Consider the following 17,762-nt stretch of genomic DNA (forward strand, 5'->3'; position numbering starts at 1 on the left):
TTTTTTCAAACACAAAATTACTAATTTTTGGGAACTTTTACTTCTCTAAAAAAGTTTTAACAGCTTCATAGGGTAATATCTATCTTTAATCATAATCTTTGGAATTTATTAATCTCCATAGTTAATCTCGATAACTAAGGAATCTTGCATAGAAAAAATAATACTAAAATCACTAGATCCTCCAAATGTATTATTTTTATAGTCATAAAAAAAAACATTCTTAGAAGGATTATTCCATATTTTGATAGGAGGATTTCTCATTATTTTGATAGCTTCTTGGAAGTGCATTTTTTTATTTATTTTATGAATATCTTGAAAATTTTGCTGTGTCTCTTTATCAGTACATCCATAAAAAAACAATATCCATAAAAAAACAAATACTTTATTTTTCATAATTGTTAAATAAGGTTTTATATTGAGTTTCTATAAATCGCTTAAAATCATAAGACCAAGAATCACTTTTCCACTTTCCTGAGTGCCTTAATTGATAAAAATAAGCTCCTACTTTATTAGAATAATAGGTAGTGCTTCAAAAAGTATGATACAACTTTAGATGTACCCATAATTGATATAAAAGAAAGCTAAAGCAAAGGCCTTTAGATGATTTATTTGTTTCTTAGAAAAACAACAAGTCTTTGGTTTTTTGCCATTTTTCACTACCTTTGCACTCTGGCAATTGGGGCAATATAGTTCTATTCTTATTTTCACACAACAAAAATATAACTTTTTGCTCTAATTGTCAACTTTTTACCTCATCATACTTTTTAAATCACCTCCAAATTTTCTATTACGGCTGGACTCTCAGGACGGAAAGCGGTATTAAAATCATTGTTTCGATAAAATCCCATAATAGTGTCTTTCTCTGCAGCATCTTCCCATTTGATGGGTGCAGGCACACAAGGTAAATAACCGCTTGAGGCAGGTTTTAGCTTACATTGCTTAAAAGGCTGTATATTGAAATTCGCTTGCTTGTCCTCCTCAGTAGCCATAGCTTTACCCTCAATAGTTACAAAATCCTGACTTGTCACAGTAAGTTTGCTTTTGGCAGTACCTTGATTGCAACTGAGTTCTGCAGTATTGGTGATGATATCCATAGTGTATTATTTTTTTAAGGTTTATTACCCAAACAACCGCTCCCAAAAGCTCTTCTTATCCCTTTTAGCTTGGTACTTTTCCCATTGCTCTTGCTCAAAGGCTTTCCACTCCTCTTCAGTGTAGGTTTTTCCTCGGAAAGTGCGAGTGATTTCTTGGGATTTAATACGATTTTTGAACTCTTCTTCAGTGTAAACTTGTCCTGTTTCTCCATCAACAAACCAACTTTTTGATATATACATAGCAGGATCTCCATATTCATATTCAGGGAATTTATGCTTTTTATGATCAAATCGTTCATTTTTAGGATCTATAATAATCCAATATTTACCATATTCATTATCAAAAAAATCTAATTCATAATTAAAGATTGAAAAATCATTCAAATTATACCATCCAGCTCCTGTTCTTAGATCAATGTAACCTAACTTTTCTACTATCTTCATTATATAGTCAATTCTTATTTTTCCAAATTTTTTATTTTCATCTATTATGGTCAGTTTCCCTTGCTTATCCCAATAGAAACTTTCATCTATTAAGACATAATCTCCTACTATTTTTTTCTGAAATTCTATATAACCATCTTCATAAAATCGTTTGGATATAGTATAAAAAGGGTATTCATTCACTAATTCTTCTGTATCATAAATCTTCCGTTCACTAAAATCTTCTTCTATAAAAATAGACTCTTGTATATTAGTTACTATATTTCCGTTTTTCTTTACATAAAAGGAGTTTGCTTTTTTGTATTCTTCATATAGATTGAAGTCAAATTTCTCACGTTTTGGGGGTATCATATTTTGGGAGGCTAATACTGCTTTGTGGAAAGCATCGGTAGGGTGATGATAAGAAGGCTCAGCAAGATAACGACTTGCTGAGCAGGATGATAGTAAAGCACTTCCCAATATAAAACAAACTAATTTTCTTAACATTTTAATAATCGAAATCTGGTAGTGCTTCAAAAAGTATGATGCGCCACCGAAAATAGAAATAAACATAGTATTGATGGTATTATTTTTTTCATAACTCCTTCGCTGGTACGTTTCTTTAAGTTTTTATGTTTTTGTATTATTCTGATTGTCAATCTATTGTAATTTTAATCATAGAGTCATTACAAAGTCCTATAAATAATAAACTCCCTCAAAGCCAGCTGTCGGTATTGGCTTTGAGGGAGAAAATATAATTTGCTTATGTCTACTCTCATTGAATTATATAATCACTCATAGCCTCTTAAAGCACAAAAATAAGAATTATTATCAAATCTTACAAGAATATATAATTATTTTCGAGTGATGACCACCGCCTGTGTAGGTGTTACTCCATTGATCTTATCTCCTATCCCATAGAAAGTATAGGTAAGCGGTAATGCTCCTACAGATTCTTTGATAAAAGACTGAAATTCTGTATCTGTCCATTCAAAATGGTGATCCTCATGTCGCCTGCTTTCCTCCCCTTCTTCAAAGTAATAGGAGTTAAAACGGCTATCAGGCGTGGTGATGACAAGCTTATGGAAGTTCAATGATAAGCACTTCTTAACCAAGGCGGCTGCTTGGGCAGGGGTATTGTGTTCTATGACCTCAGTGAGTATGATATTTACAGGCTCTTTGTACTGAAAATCGTCCCATGAGGTAAAGAAATAGAGGTTATCGGCTTCCATACGTTCCTTGAGAATGGTCACATGAGCTGCCACTTCTGGATCGGTATCTGTAGCAAAATAAGGGTGTTGATAGTTATAGTTCCTTCGCATAAAACGACGATAGTACTTCAGCTCTCCACAACCGATGTCCAAAATAGGATAATCCATACCCAGCTCATTGACAATAAAGTTCATACGGCTTCCATGAGTATCGGCAAACTGGAAATCTACATCCATACCACGCTGCTTGAAATAGGCTTCAAATAAGGGCTTGATCTCGGCAAATTGGCGTTCGCTCTTTATCGCCCTTTTGATAAAAAGATAGAACACAAAGTAAGGCACCTGTTCTATATTCGTTAGGATACGCGCATATTTCTGGGCGAAATGGTCATCTATGTAGGTATATTCCCCATAGGTATTGGTAATATGAGTAGCCACTGCTACAAAACTCAAAAGGTTCATAGCCTCAAATACGTTCTTGCCCTCTATTGTTAGCGAAAGGTTGTTCCCTATTAGGGGTGTTGCATGTATATTCTTGAAATAACGTTCCAATAGAAAATGCCCTTGAGCATACCAATTAGAGTTAGCATATAGGTTTTTGACCTCTATCCTACAAGGGTAAGTATCCACCTCGGCGCGCAACTTTCCTAACCATTTGATTTCCTGCTGAAGGTAGGTTTGCCGCTCTTGTAGGAGTTCCTTGAAAAACTCATTACAGATATGGAGCAATACCAAGGGGGAACAATAGCTCTGGAAATCAATCTGGTTGCTTTCCTCTGGCAGATAGCTGTACCGGGTATCTTGGAAAATCACATCGTACTGATGGGCAGAAACGGCATTACCCACAAGTTGCCCATTGCGTAAGGCTTTGGCATAGATACCAAAGTCGGTATGTGGGTTTTTATTGAGTAAGTCCAAAAGCTGAGGATTCTCGGAGTGTATTTGTAAAATCATGAATACCATAATTTGTGTTTGACACTGCAAAGGTACCTATTAATTGCGCAATGTTTTTGCGTGATGAAAAATTTTATCGTTTTTTTCACAATAGTACTTGTGGGTACAAAAAAATGTTGTATCTTTGCCCCCGTAAACGAAAGGAGGTGTTATTACTATGCTTATTATACCAGTAAAAGAAGGAGAAAATATAGACAGAGCCCTTAAGCGCTACAAAAGAAAATTTGACCGCGTAGGGATTGTAAAGGAGCTTCGTGCACGTCAGCACTTTAGTAAGCCCTCTGTACTTCGCCGTAATGTAATCCAAAGAGCGGAGTTCATCCAACGTCTAAGAGATGCAGAAGAAATATAATATTTCTTTTTCTAAAAGAAAAGTCCCTGTTTTTCAGGGATTTTTTTGTATAATTTAAACTGATATGAAAAATATTTTATACTTATTGCTAGTGCTCTTCCTTGCAGGATGCGAGAATGACGACATCTGTGCCGATGAGATGATCACCCCGCGCCTTATTATTCGGGTACATGACAAGACTGCCCCGCGCCGTACCAAAACGGTCAATAACCTCTTGGTCATGGGAGGAGACCGTCACCAAATCATTCAGCCCGTTGCCACTACCGACTCCATTGTACTCCCTCTGAAACTGCTCTCTGGCGAAACTTCCTTCCTTTTGGCAAAGGATGCGGTGATTGACAGCACTGGCGTCTTGGTAAGTGGAAGCGTGAGCGAACTGAAAGTCACAGCTACTCCCTCTCAAGAGTTCCTTAGTAAGGGTTGTGGCTATAGGGTTACCTATAACACCCTTGCCGCTACTTCCTCCTCCGTAGATGGTTACACCTCTTGGATAGATCGCGTACATGTACTTTTTAGAAAATTAGACAATGAAAAAAAAGCCAGTATTCATATTTTTTATTAGCTTGTTTCTTGTAGGTTACAGCTTTGCTCAAGAGAGTAAGACCTCCACTTCCCTACCCACTGAGACTCCTACCCTCAAAAAGCACTATCAGCACTACGGACTCCGTATAGGTGCCGATATCTCCAAGCTCATACGTACCTTCACCGATAAGAATTATGAGGGTTTGGAACTAGTAGGAGACTATCGCCTGAACTATCGTTATTACATAGCAGGAGAAGTAGGCAAGGAATACAAGAATAGTACTACCAACTACTTTGATTTTGCCACCCGTGGGGAATATATTAGGCTGGGAATTGATTACAATTCCTATACCAATTGGTATGGAATGGAGAATATGATCTATTTCGGGGCACGTTATGGCTTTTCTTCTTTTAGCCAAGAGGTATCCCGCTATAACTTACACACACTACATAACACCTACTGGAATGAATCGCTCAGTGGTAGCCAGAGTGATATCCTCACTACCCATAGGGGGCGTACTGCGCATTGGTTAGAGGGTAGCTTGGGTATCAAGGTAGAGCTATTCAAGCACTTCTATGCAGGTGCTTCCGTAAGGTTTAGCTTCTTACTCTATAATAAGAAAGACGATCAGTTTCCCAATTTCTGGATACCAGGGGTACAGCGTGTATGGGAAGGTAGTAACTTCGGCATCAACTACAACTACACGCTCTCCTATATGATACCATTCTATAAGAAATAACAAAAGACTCATTACCTAGGTAATGAGTCTTTTGTTATTTCTTACTAGTGATTGATTACTTATCACGGGTCATTAATGATATTGTTTGATTTCCCTCATGGAAAAGCAAATCCAAAATACTAAGATTCGGGATAAATCCATGCTTGTCTGAAAAAATCTGATAGTAAGGTGCCTGATCTACCTGATAGGCTTCCTTAGCATTGGTCAGATAACGACAATCGGACAACTCTTCATAAGTAGGCTCATAGGTAGTGGTCTTCTCCCAAGTAATTTCCTTGTGTAGGCAATCCAGTACCACCTCAATAGTACGAAGATTCAAATCCAATAGAAAAGTATGTTTTTGGGTAAATATAGGAGCTATCTTATCCTCATAATACTCAAAGAAAGGAGAAGTACGATAGGCCGTTTGTAGGGTCTTCCAATGTAACTTTTGCCAAGCCACTTGATTATCTACACGCACCTCCTTATAGAGCTGTCGCCCTGTTTCTCCTCCAGTATGTAGGATCGGTACCGTAAGTATCTGCTTACCATTCGCTCCATATATATAAGTACGATTGCGATAGGTCTGCTTTTGGTAATTATCCGACACTTCCAAAACACAAGGGGTCGTTACCAATAGTGAGAAAGAGGCTATTGTAGGGAAATAAGTAGGGTGTAATAATGCCTTCATGTGCTGTTATTTCTTTACTTTTCCTTTTTTGTATTTCTTCTTATATACCTCATAACCAATATAGCCAAGCACTCCTAAGCCTAATACCCAATAGAGATAGGAAACAGGTTCTCCTTCCCCATTGACAGTAGTAAAGAGACGATTCCAACGTATCTTATTAAGTCCTGAAGCATTGCTATCCCAGCTCATCCATACCAATACAGGCTTACCTACCACATGGTCAAAAGGTACAAAACCCCAATAACGGCTATCCTCTGAGTTATGGCGGTTATCTCCCATCATCCAGTAATAATCTTGGCGGAAAGTATAGGAGGTAGCTTTTTGCCCATTGATAAGGATATCATTACCTTGTGTTTGTAGTGTATTGCCCTCGTATTCGGCTATGATACGCTTGTAAAGGGGTAAGTTTTCAGCGGTTAGCTGTACAGTTTTGCCTTCAGCAGGTATCTCCACAGGACCAAAATTATCTTCACTCCAAGGGAAATGCTCACTATGAGGGAAAATGGCCTTATTGTACTGCTTAGGAGCTACTATCTTGGTTACTTTCTCTACATGAGGAACTTGTCCTATTTTCTGAGCCACCTCCTCAGTAGCTGATTGCACGATAAATTGGTTATCCTCCGTAAATCCAGAGCCATCAGTAATACCAAAACTTTGGAATAAGAATACAGGTAATAACTGTTCTGGAGTATATTGGTTACCATAGAGGCTTACCAAATAGTTTCTGAACTCAGCATCGGTATCTATTGTATAGGAAGTCTGGAGCTTCGCTCTCACGGGATAAACCTCCTTCTTCCCATTGATATAGACATCTCCATTACGTATCTCAAAGGTATCTCCTGCCACAGCCACCGCTCTTTTTACATAGTGGGACTTCTTATCCACTGGCTTATAAGCATGAATCCCAGAAGGATCACGGAAAAAACGTACTGTATCGGTAGGCCAGTTGAACACCACTATATCATTACGCTTGATCTTTTGTAAGGCAGGTAAGCGCAAGTAAGGCAACTGAAGCTTAGAACAATAGGACTTCACCCCTGCCACAGGTATAGTATCATGTACCATAGGAGCAGCCATAGGGGTCATAGGTAGGCGTGCACCATAGTGGAACTTGCTCACAAAAAGAAAATCCCCTACCAAAAGGGTTTTCTCCAAGGAAGAAGTAGGAATCGTATAAGGCTGAATGAAATAGGTATGTATGGTAGAGGCGGCCACGACTGCATAGATAATCCCATTGAGCCAAGAGGGTACATTCTCGGCAATCACAGCTTCACTCTTTCCTATATATTGTGTCTTAGGCTGATACATTACATAAGCTATAAAAAGCCCTAAAGTAACTACTGCCAAAAGGGTATAGCGTTTTTGACGATAACCAAATACATGTAACCATTCATAGGCCAAAACAACAGCCATGATATTGCCAATCACAGGCAGATAAACCAAGAAAATCCACCACCAAGGACGCTGAATAATCCTAAAGAGTATCAGCATGTTCTGCACAGGAACAAAAGCTTGCCAACCTTTGTAACCTGCCTTCTGATAACCCTTCCACAAGAAAAGTCCTTGTAAGAGTTGAACTCCTAAAAAAACAATAAGATAAGTCAACATAAAATATTTGTTTTAGCGCACAAAGATAGTATTATTTATGCTCTTACGCAAAAAAACTACTTAGAAAATTTCCAAGTAGTTTCTTCCTTAAATTAAATTGCTATGAGTTATTAAGCGTTTCTTTCTTGTAATTTTTTCTCCAAGGCAATAGCTTTAGGGAACAATACATTGTTTTCCAAGTGGATATGACGGTGTAAGTCATTCTCAAACTCTTCAAGCATAGCCAAAGTAACTCTGTAAGTATTACATGCATCGGCAGGTGGTGTATAACCATCGGTAAGGGCAGCAATCTTTGCAAAGCGGTCTCCCTCAATGGTATGGTCATGCTTCATCATCTCAATAGGATTTTCTACCGTACCAAAGTGAGATGGTTCCAAAGGTTCACCTGTTTGTGAAGCCTTAACAAGCTTTTCTATAAAAGGGAACAACACACGTTCTTCTTTTTGAAAATGCTCTGCTAAGTCATGTGCACTTTCGTTAAAGAGTTGATTTACTTCAAAGAGTTCTGGGTGTCTGTCTCCATGTACTTTGCAAAGTTTATCCAAAAACTGTACCAAAGTAGGTGTTTTCTCTCTTACATATTCGTGATGTATTTTCACTATATAGTTGGCTAATAAATCCAAAGGCCAGCTACTTACATCTACTGCATCGCCATTGCCTGAAGGGAGAGAGGAAAGCTCTTCAATAAGTTCCTTCTTAGTTACGTCCTTCTTTTCACAAGCTTCATCTATCGTTCTACCTCCACGACAGCAGAAGTCAATTCCATGTTTCTTAAAAATAGCAGCAGTACGAAAATCATCTGCTACAATTTCTCCAATTGTTTTATTAGTAAAATCCATTATTTATTTATTTTTTGGCAAAGATATAAATTATTTTCGAAGTATCAAGCTAAAAAATATTTAAAAGTCTTTTTTTAACTTTTATGCCATAGGAGAAAAAATACAATTATTTAATACAAAACATTATACGGATTGCAAGCAATTACGCTTTAACAAATAACAACTTTTTCAACCCTTTTCAATAATAAAATAAATACGAATAAACAATTATTTGTAGAGAGGTCAAAAAGTAAAAGGTAATTAGGTATCTCTACCTATTACCTTTTACTCTTTATCTAAATTAAAGTCTTTTTCTTTTTATCTCTTACTTTGAAAAGACTTTATCGATAGCTTCTTGGTGGCGTGCTTTGTGACGCTTAGGACTACCTGGCGCAGGAGCTGAGTAGGCTTTCATAGCCGCCAATCTCCATGGTACTAAGTCAAAGTTCATAAGCATATAGCCATAAGCTCCCATATTCTTAGGATCTTCCTGTGCCCATACATAGTCTGTTACTTTAGGATAACGTGCTATTACTTCTTTGAGTTGTTCCACTGGAAGTGGGAAGAGCTGTTCTATACGTACCAAAGCAACATCATTTCTACCCAATTTCTCACGTTCTGCAAGCAAATCATAATAGAAACGTCCTGAACAGAATACAAGAGTAGTTACTTCTTCTGGTTTTACTTGAGTATCATCCAATACTTCTTGGAAATGACCATTTGCAAGCTCTTCTATGGAAGAAATCACCAATGGGTGACGGAGCAGGCTCTTAGGAGAAAGGGCTATAAGTGGCTTTCTGAATGATGCCTTAAGCTGACGACGTAGTAAGTGATAGATATTAGCTGGGGTTGTACAGTTAGTTACATACATATTTTGAGTAGCACACAACTGTAAGTAGCGCTCTAAGCGTGCAGAGGAGTGTTCCGCTCCTTGTCCTTCGTAACCATGAGGTAAGAGCATTACCAAACCACTCTGGTTCTTCCACTTATCTTCCCCACAACAGATATACTGATCCATCATGATCTGACCGCCATTGGCAAAATCACCAAATTGTGCTTCCCAAATAGTTAATGTCTTAGGCGTTGTAAGGGAGTATCCGTACTCGAATCCTAGTACTCCATATTCAGAAAGTAAGGAGTTATATACATGTAGCTTACCACCACCCTGTGCCGTGATATGAGATAATGGTATGATTTCTTCCTCTGTCTCTTCTGCCTTAACCACGGCATGACGGTGAGAGAAAGTACCACGACCTACATCTTCTCCTGAAAGACGTACGTCATAACCTTCAGAGAGGAGGGTTGCAAAAGCCAAGTGCTCAGCCATTCCCCAGTCCACTTTCTGCTCATCGAAGTATATATTGTGACGATCCTTGATAATCTTAGAAATCTTATTAATAAACTTCTTATCCTCTGGAAGTGCGGTAATCAGTGCCGCTAATTCGTCCAATTTCTTTTTATCAAAAGAGGTATCCACTCTTTGGAGCATCTGCTCAGCAGAAGCGATATGTTCGAATCCTTCCCATTCATTCTGCATGATAGGATTGATAATGGTAAGCTCTTTCTTACGAGAAGCCTCCAATTCTACATCCAAGTAGTTGCGATACTGTTCCTCGTAGGCTTCTATCTCCTTAGCTGTAATGACACCTTCCTTAATGAGTTTTTCAGTATAGATTGCTGTAGGATTGTGGTGACTTCCAATAATTTTGTATAATACAGGCTGTGTAAAACGTGGTTCGTCTCCTTCGTTATGACCATATTTGCGGTAACCCACAAGGTCTAAGAATACATCATACCCGAAAGCCATACGGTACTCCAATGCTAAGAGCATAGCATGTACTACTGCTTCTGTATCATCGGAATTAACGTGTAAGATAGGTGCTTGGAAACCTTTAGCTATGTCAGTACAATAAGTAGTAGAACGAGAGTCAAAAGGATTGGTTGTAAAACCTATCTGATTGTTGATCACTATGTGAATGGTTCCTTTGGTAGTATAACCACGTAAGCGCTCCATTTGCATTACCTCATATACAATACCTTGTCCAGAGACAGCGGCATCCCCATGCATCACAATAGGCAACACTTGGGAAGGATTATTAGCATAGTGGTTATCCTGTTTGGCACGTGCTACCCCTTGTAACACAGCACTTACCGTCTCAAGGTGTGAAGGGTTAGGAGCCAAGTTAAGCAATACTTCCTGCCCTTTGGCTGTTTTGCGAAGGGTAGTAAGTCCCAAGTGGTACTTCACATCTCCATCAAACTCAGGATTAGGATAGTCCTTACCGTCAAACTCTGAGAAAACATCTTGTAGGTTCTTGCCCAAGATATTTACTAGTACATTCAAGCGGCCACGATGCGCCATCCCTATAACGACCTCTTTGACACCTTGGCGGTCAGCAGCGGCTTCTATCAGTGCATCCAAGCCTGGAATTAAGGCCTCATTCCCTTCCAAGGAGAAACGTTTTTGGCCTACATATTTATTATGGAAAAAGTTCTCTAAAGCGGTAGATTCTGCTAATTTTTGTAGAATACGTACTTTTTCTTCCTTAGAAAAAGTAGCTGTATAGTCTCCTGAATATATTTTTTCTTGGAACCATTTTTTGGCTGCGGCATCGTCCAAATGTTCAAATTCTATACCCACATTTTTGGTAAAGGTATCCTCCAATTTCTTAAGAATCACAGAGAGTGGAGAGGCAGGTAAGTATAGCTCCTTGGCAGCCTCAAAAACAGTAGAAAGGTCTGCCTGAGAAAGTCCAAATTTCTCTAAGGGGAAAGCCACCTGAGCATTGCGTACTCTAAGGGGATCTATCTGAGCCAATAAGTGCCCTTGTTGTTGATAAGCCTTAATAAGGTTCAAAACTCGCAATTCTTTCTCTACCTTATCCGATATAGGCAAAGAAGCTACTTGAGGGGTAGCCACTTGAGGGGCTGGCTGAGAAGAAAAGGACTCTTCTGAGAAGAAATCGTCCCCATAGCTCTCACGAGCAAAATCAAATCCTTGGAAAAATGCGCGCCAACTAGCCTCTACCGAGTCGGGGTTCTCCAAATACTGGTCGTACAAATCTGCAAAAAACTGAGTGTTTGCAGCATTAAGAAAAGAATACTTATCCATAAAGAATATTATTTTTTATGACGAAAATTTCTATCGTTAATATTACGGACAAAGATACAAAAAAATAATGACAAAACCAGTACTTTTCATTAGTTTTTTTATCATCAGTTGTCAGAGATGCTGACTACTTACTATTTCCTTGGCGTGCTTAAATCGGTTATGTGTCCAGAGGTAATACTGCGGGGCACGGCGTATCTGTGCTTCAAGTAGTTGGGTAAAGGTGTCAGTGATTTCATGCGCCACAGTAGTGGCAGGAGCATCGGTAATAAGAGTAAAAGTAGCCTCATAATAGCCTCTGCGTTTTTTCTGTATATCACAGAATACCACAGGTATATTGAACTGCTTGGCTATACGTTCGGCTCCTGTGAATACAGGTACCTCAATCCCCATGAAGGAACGCCAATAAGCCTTATTTGGTGAAGGCGACTGGTCACTTGCCAAACCATAGGCACAGCGTACCCCTTCGTGTTGCAAGCGACGTATCTCCTCTATAGCCTTGTAGCGGGAGATGAGATAGCTATGGAACTTTTCCCTAAGCCTACGTACAAAACGGTCAAAATAACGATTGGTAATAGGGGTATAGAGTGCGTAGGAAGTATGAGGTATCTGAGCAGCTAAGGAGAGTAACCATTCATAACTATTATAGTGCCCACACATAATGATAACGCTCTGTCCCTTGTGATAGAAGTCCTCTATAAGTTCTTTGTTCGTATAGGTCATACGCTGCTGCATTTGCGCCTGCGATAGCCCCATTGTCCTTATCATCTCCAAGAAGATATCACAGAAATGGTGGTAAAAAGCAGTCTCTATCTGTTTGATTTCAGCAAGTGGTTTATCTGGAAAGGCAAGGCAAAGATTACGCCTTACCACTTTTTTACGGTAGCCTATAAGTCTATAAATAAGAAAGCATATCCCGTCCGATAGCCCATAGAGTAACCTATCAGGTAGGTGTGCTATAAGCCATAGGAAGGGATAAGCAAAATAGAAAACAAAGCGTTGCATGAGCTATATTTCTCGGTTGATGTCCCACTGCTCGAGGTACTGGGCTACACGCTGTACAAACATACCGCCTAATGCCCCATTGACTACTCTGTGGTCAAAACTGTGAGAAAGCATGAGCTTATAGCGAATAGCTATCACATCTCCTTCGGGGGTTTCCACTACCGCAGGCACCTTTTGTATAGCTCCTATTGCCAAGATACCCACTTGAGGTTGGTTTAAGATAGGAGTGCCAAAGAGATTGCCAAAGGCCCCTATATTGGTTACTGTGTAAGTACCGTCCTTTACCTCATCAGGTTTTAGCTTATTCTCACGGGCACGCTTAGCTAGATCATTTACATTCTTAGCCAAACCTACCAAACTGAGTTGGTCAGCATTCTTTATCACTGGGACGATAAGGTCACCATTAGGCAAAGCCGTAGCCATACCTATATTAATTTGTTTCTTCTTAAAGATACGTTCGCCATCGGTAGAGATATTCATCAATGGGAAATCACGTAAGGCTTTTGCTACCGCTTCTATAAAGATAGGAGTAAAGGTAAGTTTCTCTCCCTCACGTGCTTCAAAGGTTTTTTTGTGCTTGTTACGCCAATTCCAGATACGAGTAACATCTACCTCAATAAAGCTAGTGGCATGAGCAGACACACGCTTACTCTCAATCATATAGTTAGCGATAAGCTTGCCCATACGGGTCATCTCTATCACTTCCACATTCTTATCCACAGGAGAAGGTGTATAGGTAGTGGTTGCCACCACTGGTTTTTCCTCTGGCTTGTCCTGAGGTATCTCCAAGCTAATAGGAGTAGGTTCTATGGTAATTGGTTGTAATTGCTCTACAGGGGTTTCTACGACTTTCTCTTTTTCAGCCACAGGCGTTTCTTTAGCATGTGTTGCTTCAAAGTTCTTGATAAAGTCAGAGATATCAGGATATTTTACCTCCTGTGTTTGTGTCTTTTCTTCTTGAGCAGCCGCTGGAGTTTCCTGGTGAGCCACAGGCACTTCCTCTACCTGAGTTTCTTCCTCTGGTGTAGGAATCTCTGCCACTGGAGCAGAAGCCTCTTCTTGACTTACAGGAAGTTCTACCACTGGAGCAGGAGTTTCTTCTTGTGCTGTAGAGGATTCTACTACTGGAACTTCTTGGTGAGCTACAAGGGCTTCTTCCTGCTGATCCTTTTCAGTGGTCTCCTCTTTCTGCTCTGTAAGGAGTCCTAAATCTGAAGTGGAAGTCACAGCTGCTACTTCCTCATGAGATGGAGCTATTGGAGTAGGCTCTGTTATAGTAGCTGAGAAAGGAGAACCTCCGAGCTTATCATCTATAAGAGTTACATCTGCGATTTGAGTAGTAAGATCCGTTGACTCAGCTGGTGAGGTCAAAGAAGAGGTCTCTTGTGTAGGTGTTGGAACAGTAGCTACGGGAGCCAAAGCGGTAGCTGTTTTGCCATCCCTTCTTTCTAAATAGTTAAATAGGTCGTTCTTGGTTACACGCCCACCTATTCCTGAACCTTGTATAGAAGCTAGCTCATCCATGGAGATATTTTCCTCCTTGGCAATAGTTTTCACCAAAGGAGAATAGAAAGAGGCATCGGATTCTTCTTGAGCTACTTCAGGCAAAGTTATTGGCTCTTGAGGTACATAAGGCACCTGAGCTACTAATGCTTCTTCTGCTTGAGGAGAAGTTGGTATCTCTTCAATAGGCTGTACAGATTTTTCTTCAATGGATTGTACAGGCTGTTGCTCGATAGGCTGTGCAGGCTCTATTTCCAGTGGTTGTATAGGTAACTGCTGAGGTTGTGGTGTTTCAGTAAGTGGCTGTACCTGAGTCTGCGCAGGTAGAGGAATTACCTGAGAAGCAGGCAATTCTATTGGTTGTGCATTCTCCTGATCGGTTTCTATAATAGCCATCAGTTGGCCTACTTTTACCACTGTTTTCTCTGGGGTCAAGATTTCTGTAATTACTCCCGATACTTCGCTGGGAATCTCAGAATCCACCTTATCAGTAGCTACTTCTACCAAGATATCATCTACTTTAATGGTATCTCCTACTTTTTTGAGCCAAGAAGAGACAGTTGCCTCCTCTACACTTTCTCCCATTTGAGGTAATTTCAGTTCGTATCTTGCCATATTTTTAATTATTAATGATTAATGGTTAGTGATTAGTGGTTAGTGATTAGTGGTTAGTAACTGATTACTAACAACTGACTACTGCCTATTGTACTTGAAACGGTATACGGTGGAGGATACTCCTACCGAGAGTTACCTCATCGGTATATTCCAGTTCGTCCCCAACGGAAATACCTCGAGCAATGGTGGAGGTGGTAACATCCAATCCTTCTAACTGTCTGTATATATAGAAGTTAGTCGTATCCCCTTCCATTGTATTGCTTAGTGCAAAGATAATTTCCTTTACGCCTCCTTCTTTTACTTTTTTAACTAAGGAAGCTATATTCAACTCATTAGGCCCTATCCCGTCAATAGGAGATATTTTCCCACCAAGGACATGATAGAGACCATTATATTGTCCTGTATGTTCTATCGCCATTACATCGCGCACATCTTCCACTACACAGAGTAGAGAAGCATCTCGGTGAATATTGGCACAGATATCACAGATTTCCGTATCGGATATATTATGGCAACTCTTACAGTAAGTAACTTCATTGCGTAACTTAAGTAAGGCCGAAGCCAAGTGCTCTGTTTGAGTATTAGGTTGCTTGAGCAAATGAAGCGCCAAGCGCAAGGCGGTTCTCTTACCTATCCCTGGGAGCAGAGCAATTTCATAGATAGCATTTTCCAGTAATTTGGAAGAAAAATCCATATTCCTATACTCTTTTTAAGAACGTAATTCGGCACCTGTAGCCTTAGCAAAAGCCTCTACAAGGTTTGCCATAGTCTTATCTATTTGCTTATCGGTAAGTGTCTTACTACTATCCTGTAATATAAAACTTATTGCATAGCTCTTCTTTCCTTTAGGAAGTTTATCTCCTTGATATACATCAAAAAGGGCTACCTTCTTAAGCAAATCTTTTTCTGTTTGCAAGGCAATGCGGTGAAGTGTTTCAAAGGATACCTCACTGTCCAATAGTAACGCCAAATCGCGACGTACTTCAGGATACTTAGGAATCTCTCTGTATTTCACTTCTTTGGAGAGATTAGCCAGTAGATGATCCCACTGAATATCCGCATAGAACACAGGTTGTTTTATATCAAAATGTTGTAATATACTATTTTTCAATACTCCTAAAGAAGCCATAGCTGTCTGACCCTTCCAAAGGGTAATTCCTTCTTGGTAGATAGCCTCTTGAGTAGGTGTTTCTTGAAGATCGGAGATGCCTAAGCGATCAAAAATAGCCTTTACATAACCTTTCAGGTAATAGAAATTCGTCTTTTGCTGAGGAGCGTTCCATGTCTCTGGGTATATATTCCCTGATAAGAAGAGGCTTAGGTGCTTAGGTTCTGTATAGGTATCCCCTATCTTATGGTAAGTTTTGCCAAACTCAAATAAGGCCAAGTCCGAACGCTTGCGATTGTTGTTATAAGCGATGGTCTCCAAACCTGAAAAAAGCATACTTTGACGCATCACCGCCAAATCCTGACTCAATGGATTGAGTATTTCCACTGCCTGATCAGCCTTAATATCTGCCGATAGCTCCTGATAAGCAGCTGAGGTAAGACTATTATTCATCATCTCATAGAAACCTTGTCCTACGAGCTGGTTGGCAATTACATTCTGTATATTGAAGTCCTCGTATCGGCTAGCGTGTGCCATGGAAGCACTCACCTTGGAGGAGAACTCTATATTGTTATAGCCATATACACGGAGAATTTCCTCTATCACATCTACATCACGCTGTACATCCACCCTATAAGAAGGAATAGTAAGCCCCATTCCTATTTCGGTAATACTGTTGATTTGGATATCCAAGGAGTGTAATATACTCTTAATCACATCGCGAGGAATTACTTGACCAATAAGAGAATCTACCTTTTCATAGGTCAAGAATACCTGAAAATCCTCTTGTTTTTTAGGATACCAATCCACCACATCGGAGGATATCTCGCCCCCTGCAATCTTCTTTATCATGATAGCAGCCCTTAGGAGAGCATACTTACAATCATCTATATTAATACCACGCTCAAAACGGAAAGAAGCATCAGTGGAAATACCATATCTCTTAGCTGTTTTGCGAATAGCCACAGGGTTAAAATAAGCACTTTCCAAGAAGATATGAGTTGTATCCTGCCCCACTGCTGAGTTAGTACCTCCCAATACTCCTGCAAGACATAGCGGTTTGTCTACATCACAGATTACCAAATCCTCTGTCGAAAGGGTACGTTCCACCCCATCCAAGGTTTGAAACTTCTCCCCTTCTGTGGCATTGCGCACAATAATCTTCTTACCAGAGATACGCAAGGCATCAAAAGCATGTAGAGGCTGTCCTAAGTCATGTAATACATAGTTAGTAATATCCACTATATTGTTCTTAGGAGTGATGCCAATAGCTCTTAGTCTCTGTTGTAGCCAATCAGGTGAGGGTGCTATCTTGACATTGGAGATACTCACCCCACAGTAACGTGGAGCTAGCTCCTTATTATCCACATGTACATCTATCTTGAGCAAACGGTTATCCACAAAGAAGTCCGTTACCGAAGGGGTAATAATCTCTTTATTAATTCCCTGTTGCAATAAGCCTGCTCTAAGATCGCGAGCTACCCCTAGATGACTCATTGCATCGGCACGGTTCGGTGTAAGTCCTATCTCAAAAATGATATCAGAGACCACACTGAAGACCTCACTACAAGGTTTACCCACAGGCAAAGCACTATCCAAGACCATGATACCCTCATGGCTCTCTCCTAGGCCAAGTTCGTCTTCGGCACAGATCATCCCATGACTTTCCTCACCACGGATCTTACCTTTCTTAATCTTAAAGGGTTCTCCCTGCTTGTCATAAAGGGTAGTTCCGATGGTCGCCACCGCTACTTTCTGTCCTTTGGCTACATTGGGTGCTCCACAGACAATAGGTAATACCACTCCCTCGCCTACCTGAACCTTAGTAAGGCTGAGCTTATCAGCATTGGGATGCTTAGTACATTCGAGCACCTCCCCTACTACGACCCCTGCTAGGCCTCCTTTTACACTTTCATAAGAGGTGATTCCTTCCACCTCCAAGCCTAAATCTGTAAGAAGTTCACCTACTTTTTCCGCTGGTAAGTCTATTCTGAGAAAGTCCTTAATCCAATTATATGAGATTTTCATAA

Annotated in this window: 14 protein-coding genes and 2 pseudogenes; 3 read left to right on the forward strand and 13 right to left on the reverse strand. The window is 39.9% G+C overall.

All coding sequences use genetic code 11. The annotated features are described in order from the left end of the window. Window positions 1-108: 108 nt before the first annotated feature. The 4 genes from Q0625_RS09875 to Q0625_RS09890 all read right to left on the reverse strand — a co-directional run bounded on the left by Q0625_RS09875 (window position 109) and on the right by Q0625_RS09890 (window position 3,682). A complete protein-coding gene (locus Q0625_RS09875; RefSeq protein WP_298826530.1) occupies window positions 109-393 on the reverse strand; it encodes a hypothetical protein in 285 nt (94 codons plus the stop codon). A gap of 371 nt (window positions 394-764) precedes the next feature. Continuing rightward, entirely contained in the window at window positions 765-1,094 is a 330-nt protein-coding gene (locus tag Q0625_RS09880) for a PAAR-like protein (RefSeq protein ID WP_298826533.1), read from the reverse strand. 24 nt (window positions 1,095-1,118) lie between these two features. After that, entirely contained in the window at window positions 1,119-2,024 is a 906-nt protein-coding gene (locus Q0625_RS09885) for a hypothetical protein (RefSeq protein ID WP_298826536.1), read from the reverse strand. A 347-nt stretch (window positions 2,025-2,371) separates the two neighbouring features. Beyond that, window positions 2,372-3,682, reverse strand: a complete 1,311-nt coding sequence (locus Q0625_RS09890; RefSeq protein ID WP_298826538.1) for a hypothetical protein — start codon at window positions 3,680-3,682, stop codon at window positions 2,372-2,374. Window positions 3,683-3,839: 157 nt separating this feature from the next. Between Q0625_RS09890 and rpsU the strand changes: the two genes are divergently transcribed. From rpsU to Q0625_RS09905, 3 genes are all read left to right on the forward strand, one after another. After that, window positions 3,840-4,034: a 30S ribosomal protein S21 gene (gene rpsU, locus Q0625_RS09895; RefSeq protein ID WP_009642001.1), complete on the forward strand. Its 195-nt coding sequence runs from the start codon at window positions 3,840-3,842 to the stop codon at window positions 4,032-4,034. Window positions 4,035-4,098: 64 nt separating this feature from the next. Continuing rightward, complete coding sequence (locus Q0625_RS09900) at window positions 4,099-4,596, forward strand: DUF6452 family protein (RefSeq protein ID WP_298826540.1); 498 nt, start codon at window positions 4,099-4,101, stop codon at window positions 4,594-4,596. Then, entirely contained in the window at window positions 4,562-5,296 is a 735-nt protein-coding gene (locus Q0625_RS09905; protein ID WP_298826541.1) for a DUF6048 family protein, read from the forward strand. Before Q0625_RS09900 ends, Q0625_RS09905 begins: the two co-directional genes overlap by 35 nt. 55 nt (window positions 5,297-5,351) lie before the next feature. On the opposite strand, the gene Q0625_RS09910 is transcribed toward Q0625_RS09905, so the two are convergent. The 9 genes and pseudogenes from Q0625_RS09910 to pheT form a co-directional block, all read right to left on the reverse strand. Beyond that, window positions 5,352-5,966 carry a WbqC family protein gene (locus tag Q0625_RS09910; RefSeq protein ID WP_298826543.1) on the reverse strand — a complete coding sequence of 205 codons (615 nt, stop codon included), beginning with the start codon at window positions 5,964-5,966 and terminating at the stop codon, window positions 5,352-5,354. Window positions 5,967-5,972: 6 nt separating this feature from the next. After that, complete coding sequence (gene lepB, locus Q0625_RS09915; RefSeq protein ID WP_298826545.1) at window positions 5,973-7,574, reverse strand: signal peptidase I; 1,602 nt, start codon at window positions 7,572-7,574, stop codon at window positions 5,973-5,975. A 110-nt stretch (window positions 7,575-7,684) separates the two neighbouring features. Beyond that, window positions 7,685-8,413 (reverse strand): iron-sulfur cluster repair di-iron protein, encoded by a 729-nt coding sequence (gene ric, locus Q0625_RS09920; RefSeq protein WP_298826548.1) that lies wholly within the window; start codon window positions 8,411-8,413, stop codon window positions 7,685-7,687. Between the two features lie 304 nt (window positions 8,414-8,717). Continuing rightward, the gene (locus tag Q0625_RS09925) at window positions 8,718-11,504 is read right to left on the reverse strand and encodes a 2-oxoglutarate dehydrogenase E1 component (protein WP_298826551.1); all 2,787 of its coding nucleotides are present in this window, start codon (window positions 11,502-11,504) and stop codon (window positions 8,718-8,720) included. Window positions 11,505-11,615: 111 nt separating this feature from the next. Continuing rightward, window positions 11,616-12,506, reverse strand: a complete 891-nt coding sequence (locus Q0625_RS09930) for a lysophospholipid acyltransferase family protein (protein ID WP_298826554.1) — start codon at window positions 12,504-12,506, stop codon at window positions 11,616-11,618. Between the two features lie 3 nt (window positions 12,507-12,509). Next, window positions 12,510-13,211, reverse strand: a pseudogene (locus Q0625_RS09935) (dihydrolipoamide acetyltransferase family protein); the annotation flags it as partial. A gap of 768 nt (window positions 13,212-13,979) precedes the next feature. Continuing rightward, window positions 13,980-14,624: pseudogene (locus Q0625_RS09940) on the reverse strand (biotin/lipoyl-containing protein); the annotation flags it as partial. 85 nt (window positions 14,625-14,709) lie between these two features. After that, window positions 14,710-15,318, reverse strand: coding sequence for a recombination mediator RecR (gene recR, locus Q0625_RS09950; protein WP_298826557.1), 609 nt, complete (start codon window positions 15,316-15,318; stop codon window positions 14,710-14,712). A gap of 15 nt (window positions 15,319-15,333) precedes the next feature. Continuing rightward, window positions 15,334-17,760: a phenylalanine--tRNA ligase subunit beta gene (gene pheT, locus Q0625_RS09955; protein ID WP_298826560.1), complete on the reverse strand. Its 2,427-nt coding sequence runs from the start codon at window positions 17,758-17,760 to the stop codon at window positions 15,334-15,336. Window positions 17,761-17,762: the final 2 nt, after the last annotated feature.

This window comes from uncultured Capnocytophaga sp. (assembly GCF_938029845.1).
Lineage (GTDB): Bacteria > Bacteroidota > Bacteroidia > Flavobacteriales > Flavobacteriaceae > Capnocytophaga.

Coding starts and splice junctions, on each gene's coding strand:
- Q0625_RS09875 (WP_298826530.1), bottom strand. CDS start 393: ATGAAAAATAAAGTATTTGTTTTTTTATGGATATTGTTTTTTTATGGA.
- Q0625_RS09880 (WP_298826533.1), bottom strand. CDS start 1,094: ATGGATATCATCACCAATACTGCAGAACTCAGTTGCAATCAAGGTACT.
- Q0625_RS09885 (WP_298826536.1), bottom strand. CDS start 2,024: ATGTTAAGAAAATTAGTTTGTTTTATATTGGGAAGTGCTTTACTATCA.
- Q0625_RS09890 (WP_298826538.1), bottom strand. CDS start 3,682: ATGATTTTACAAATACACTCCGAGAATCCTCAGCTTTTGGACTTACTC.
- rpsU (WP_009642001.1), top strand. CDS start 3,840: ATGCTTATTATACCAGTAAAAGAAGGAGAAAATATAGACAGAGCCCTT.
- Q0625_RS09900 (WP_298826540.1), top strand. CDS start 4,099: ATGAAAAATATTTTATACTTATTGCTAGTGCTCTTCCTTGCAGGATGC.
- Q0625_RS09905 (WP_298826541.1), top strand. CDS start 4,562: ATGAAAAAAAAGCCAGTATTCATATTTTTTATTAGCTTGTTTCTTGTA.
- Q0625_RS09910 (WP_298826543.1), bottom strand. CDS start 5,966: ATGAAGGCATTATTACACCCTACTTATTTCCCTACAATAGCCTCTTTC.
- lepB (WP_298826545.1), bottom strand. CDS start 7,574: ATGTTGACTTATCTTATTGTTTTTTTAGGAGTTCAACTCTTACAAGGA.
- ric (WP_298826548.1), bottom strand. CDS start 8,413: ATGGATTTTACTAATAAAACAATTGGAGAAATTGTAGCAGATGATTTT.
- Q0625_RS09925 (WP_298826551.1), bottom strand. CDS start 11,504: ATGGATAAGTATTCTTTTCTTAATGCTGCAAACACTCAGTTTTTTGCA.
- Q0625_RS09930 (WP_298826554.1), bottom strand. CDS start 12,506: ATGCAACGCTTTGTTTTCTATTTTGCTTATCCCTTCCTATGGCTTATA.
- recR (WP_298826557.1), bottom strand. CDS start 15,318: ATGGATTTTTCTTCCAAATTACTGGAAAATGCTATCTATGAAATTGCT.
- pheT (WP_298826560.1), bottom strand. CDS start 17,760: ATGAAAATCTCATATAATTGGATTAAGGACTTTCTCAGAATAGACTTA.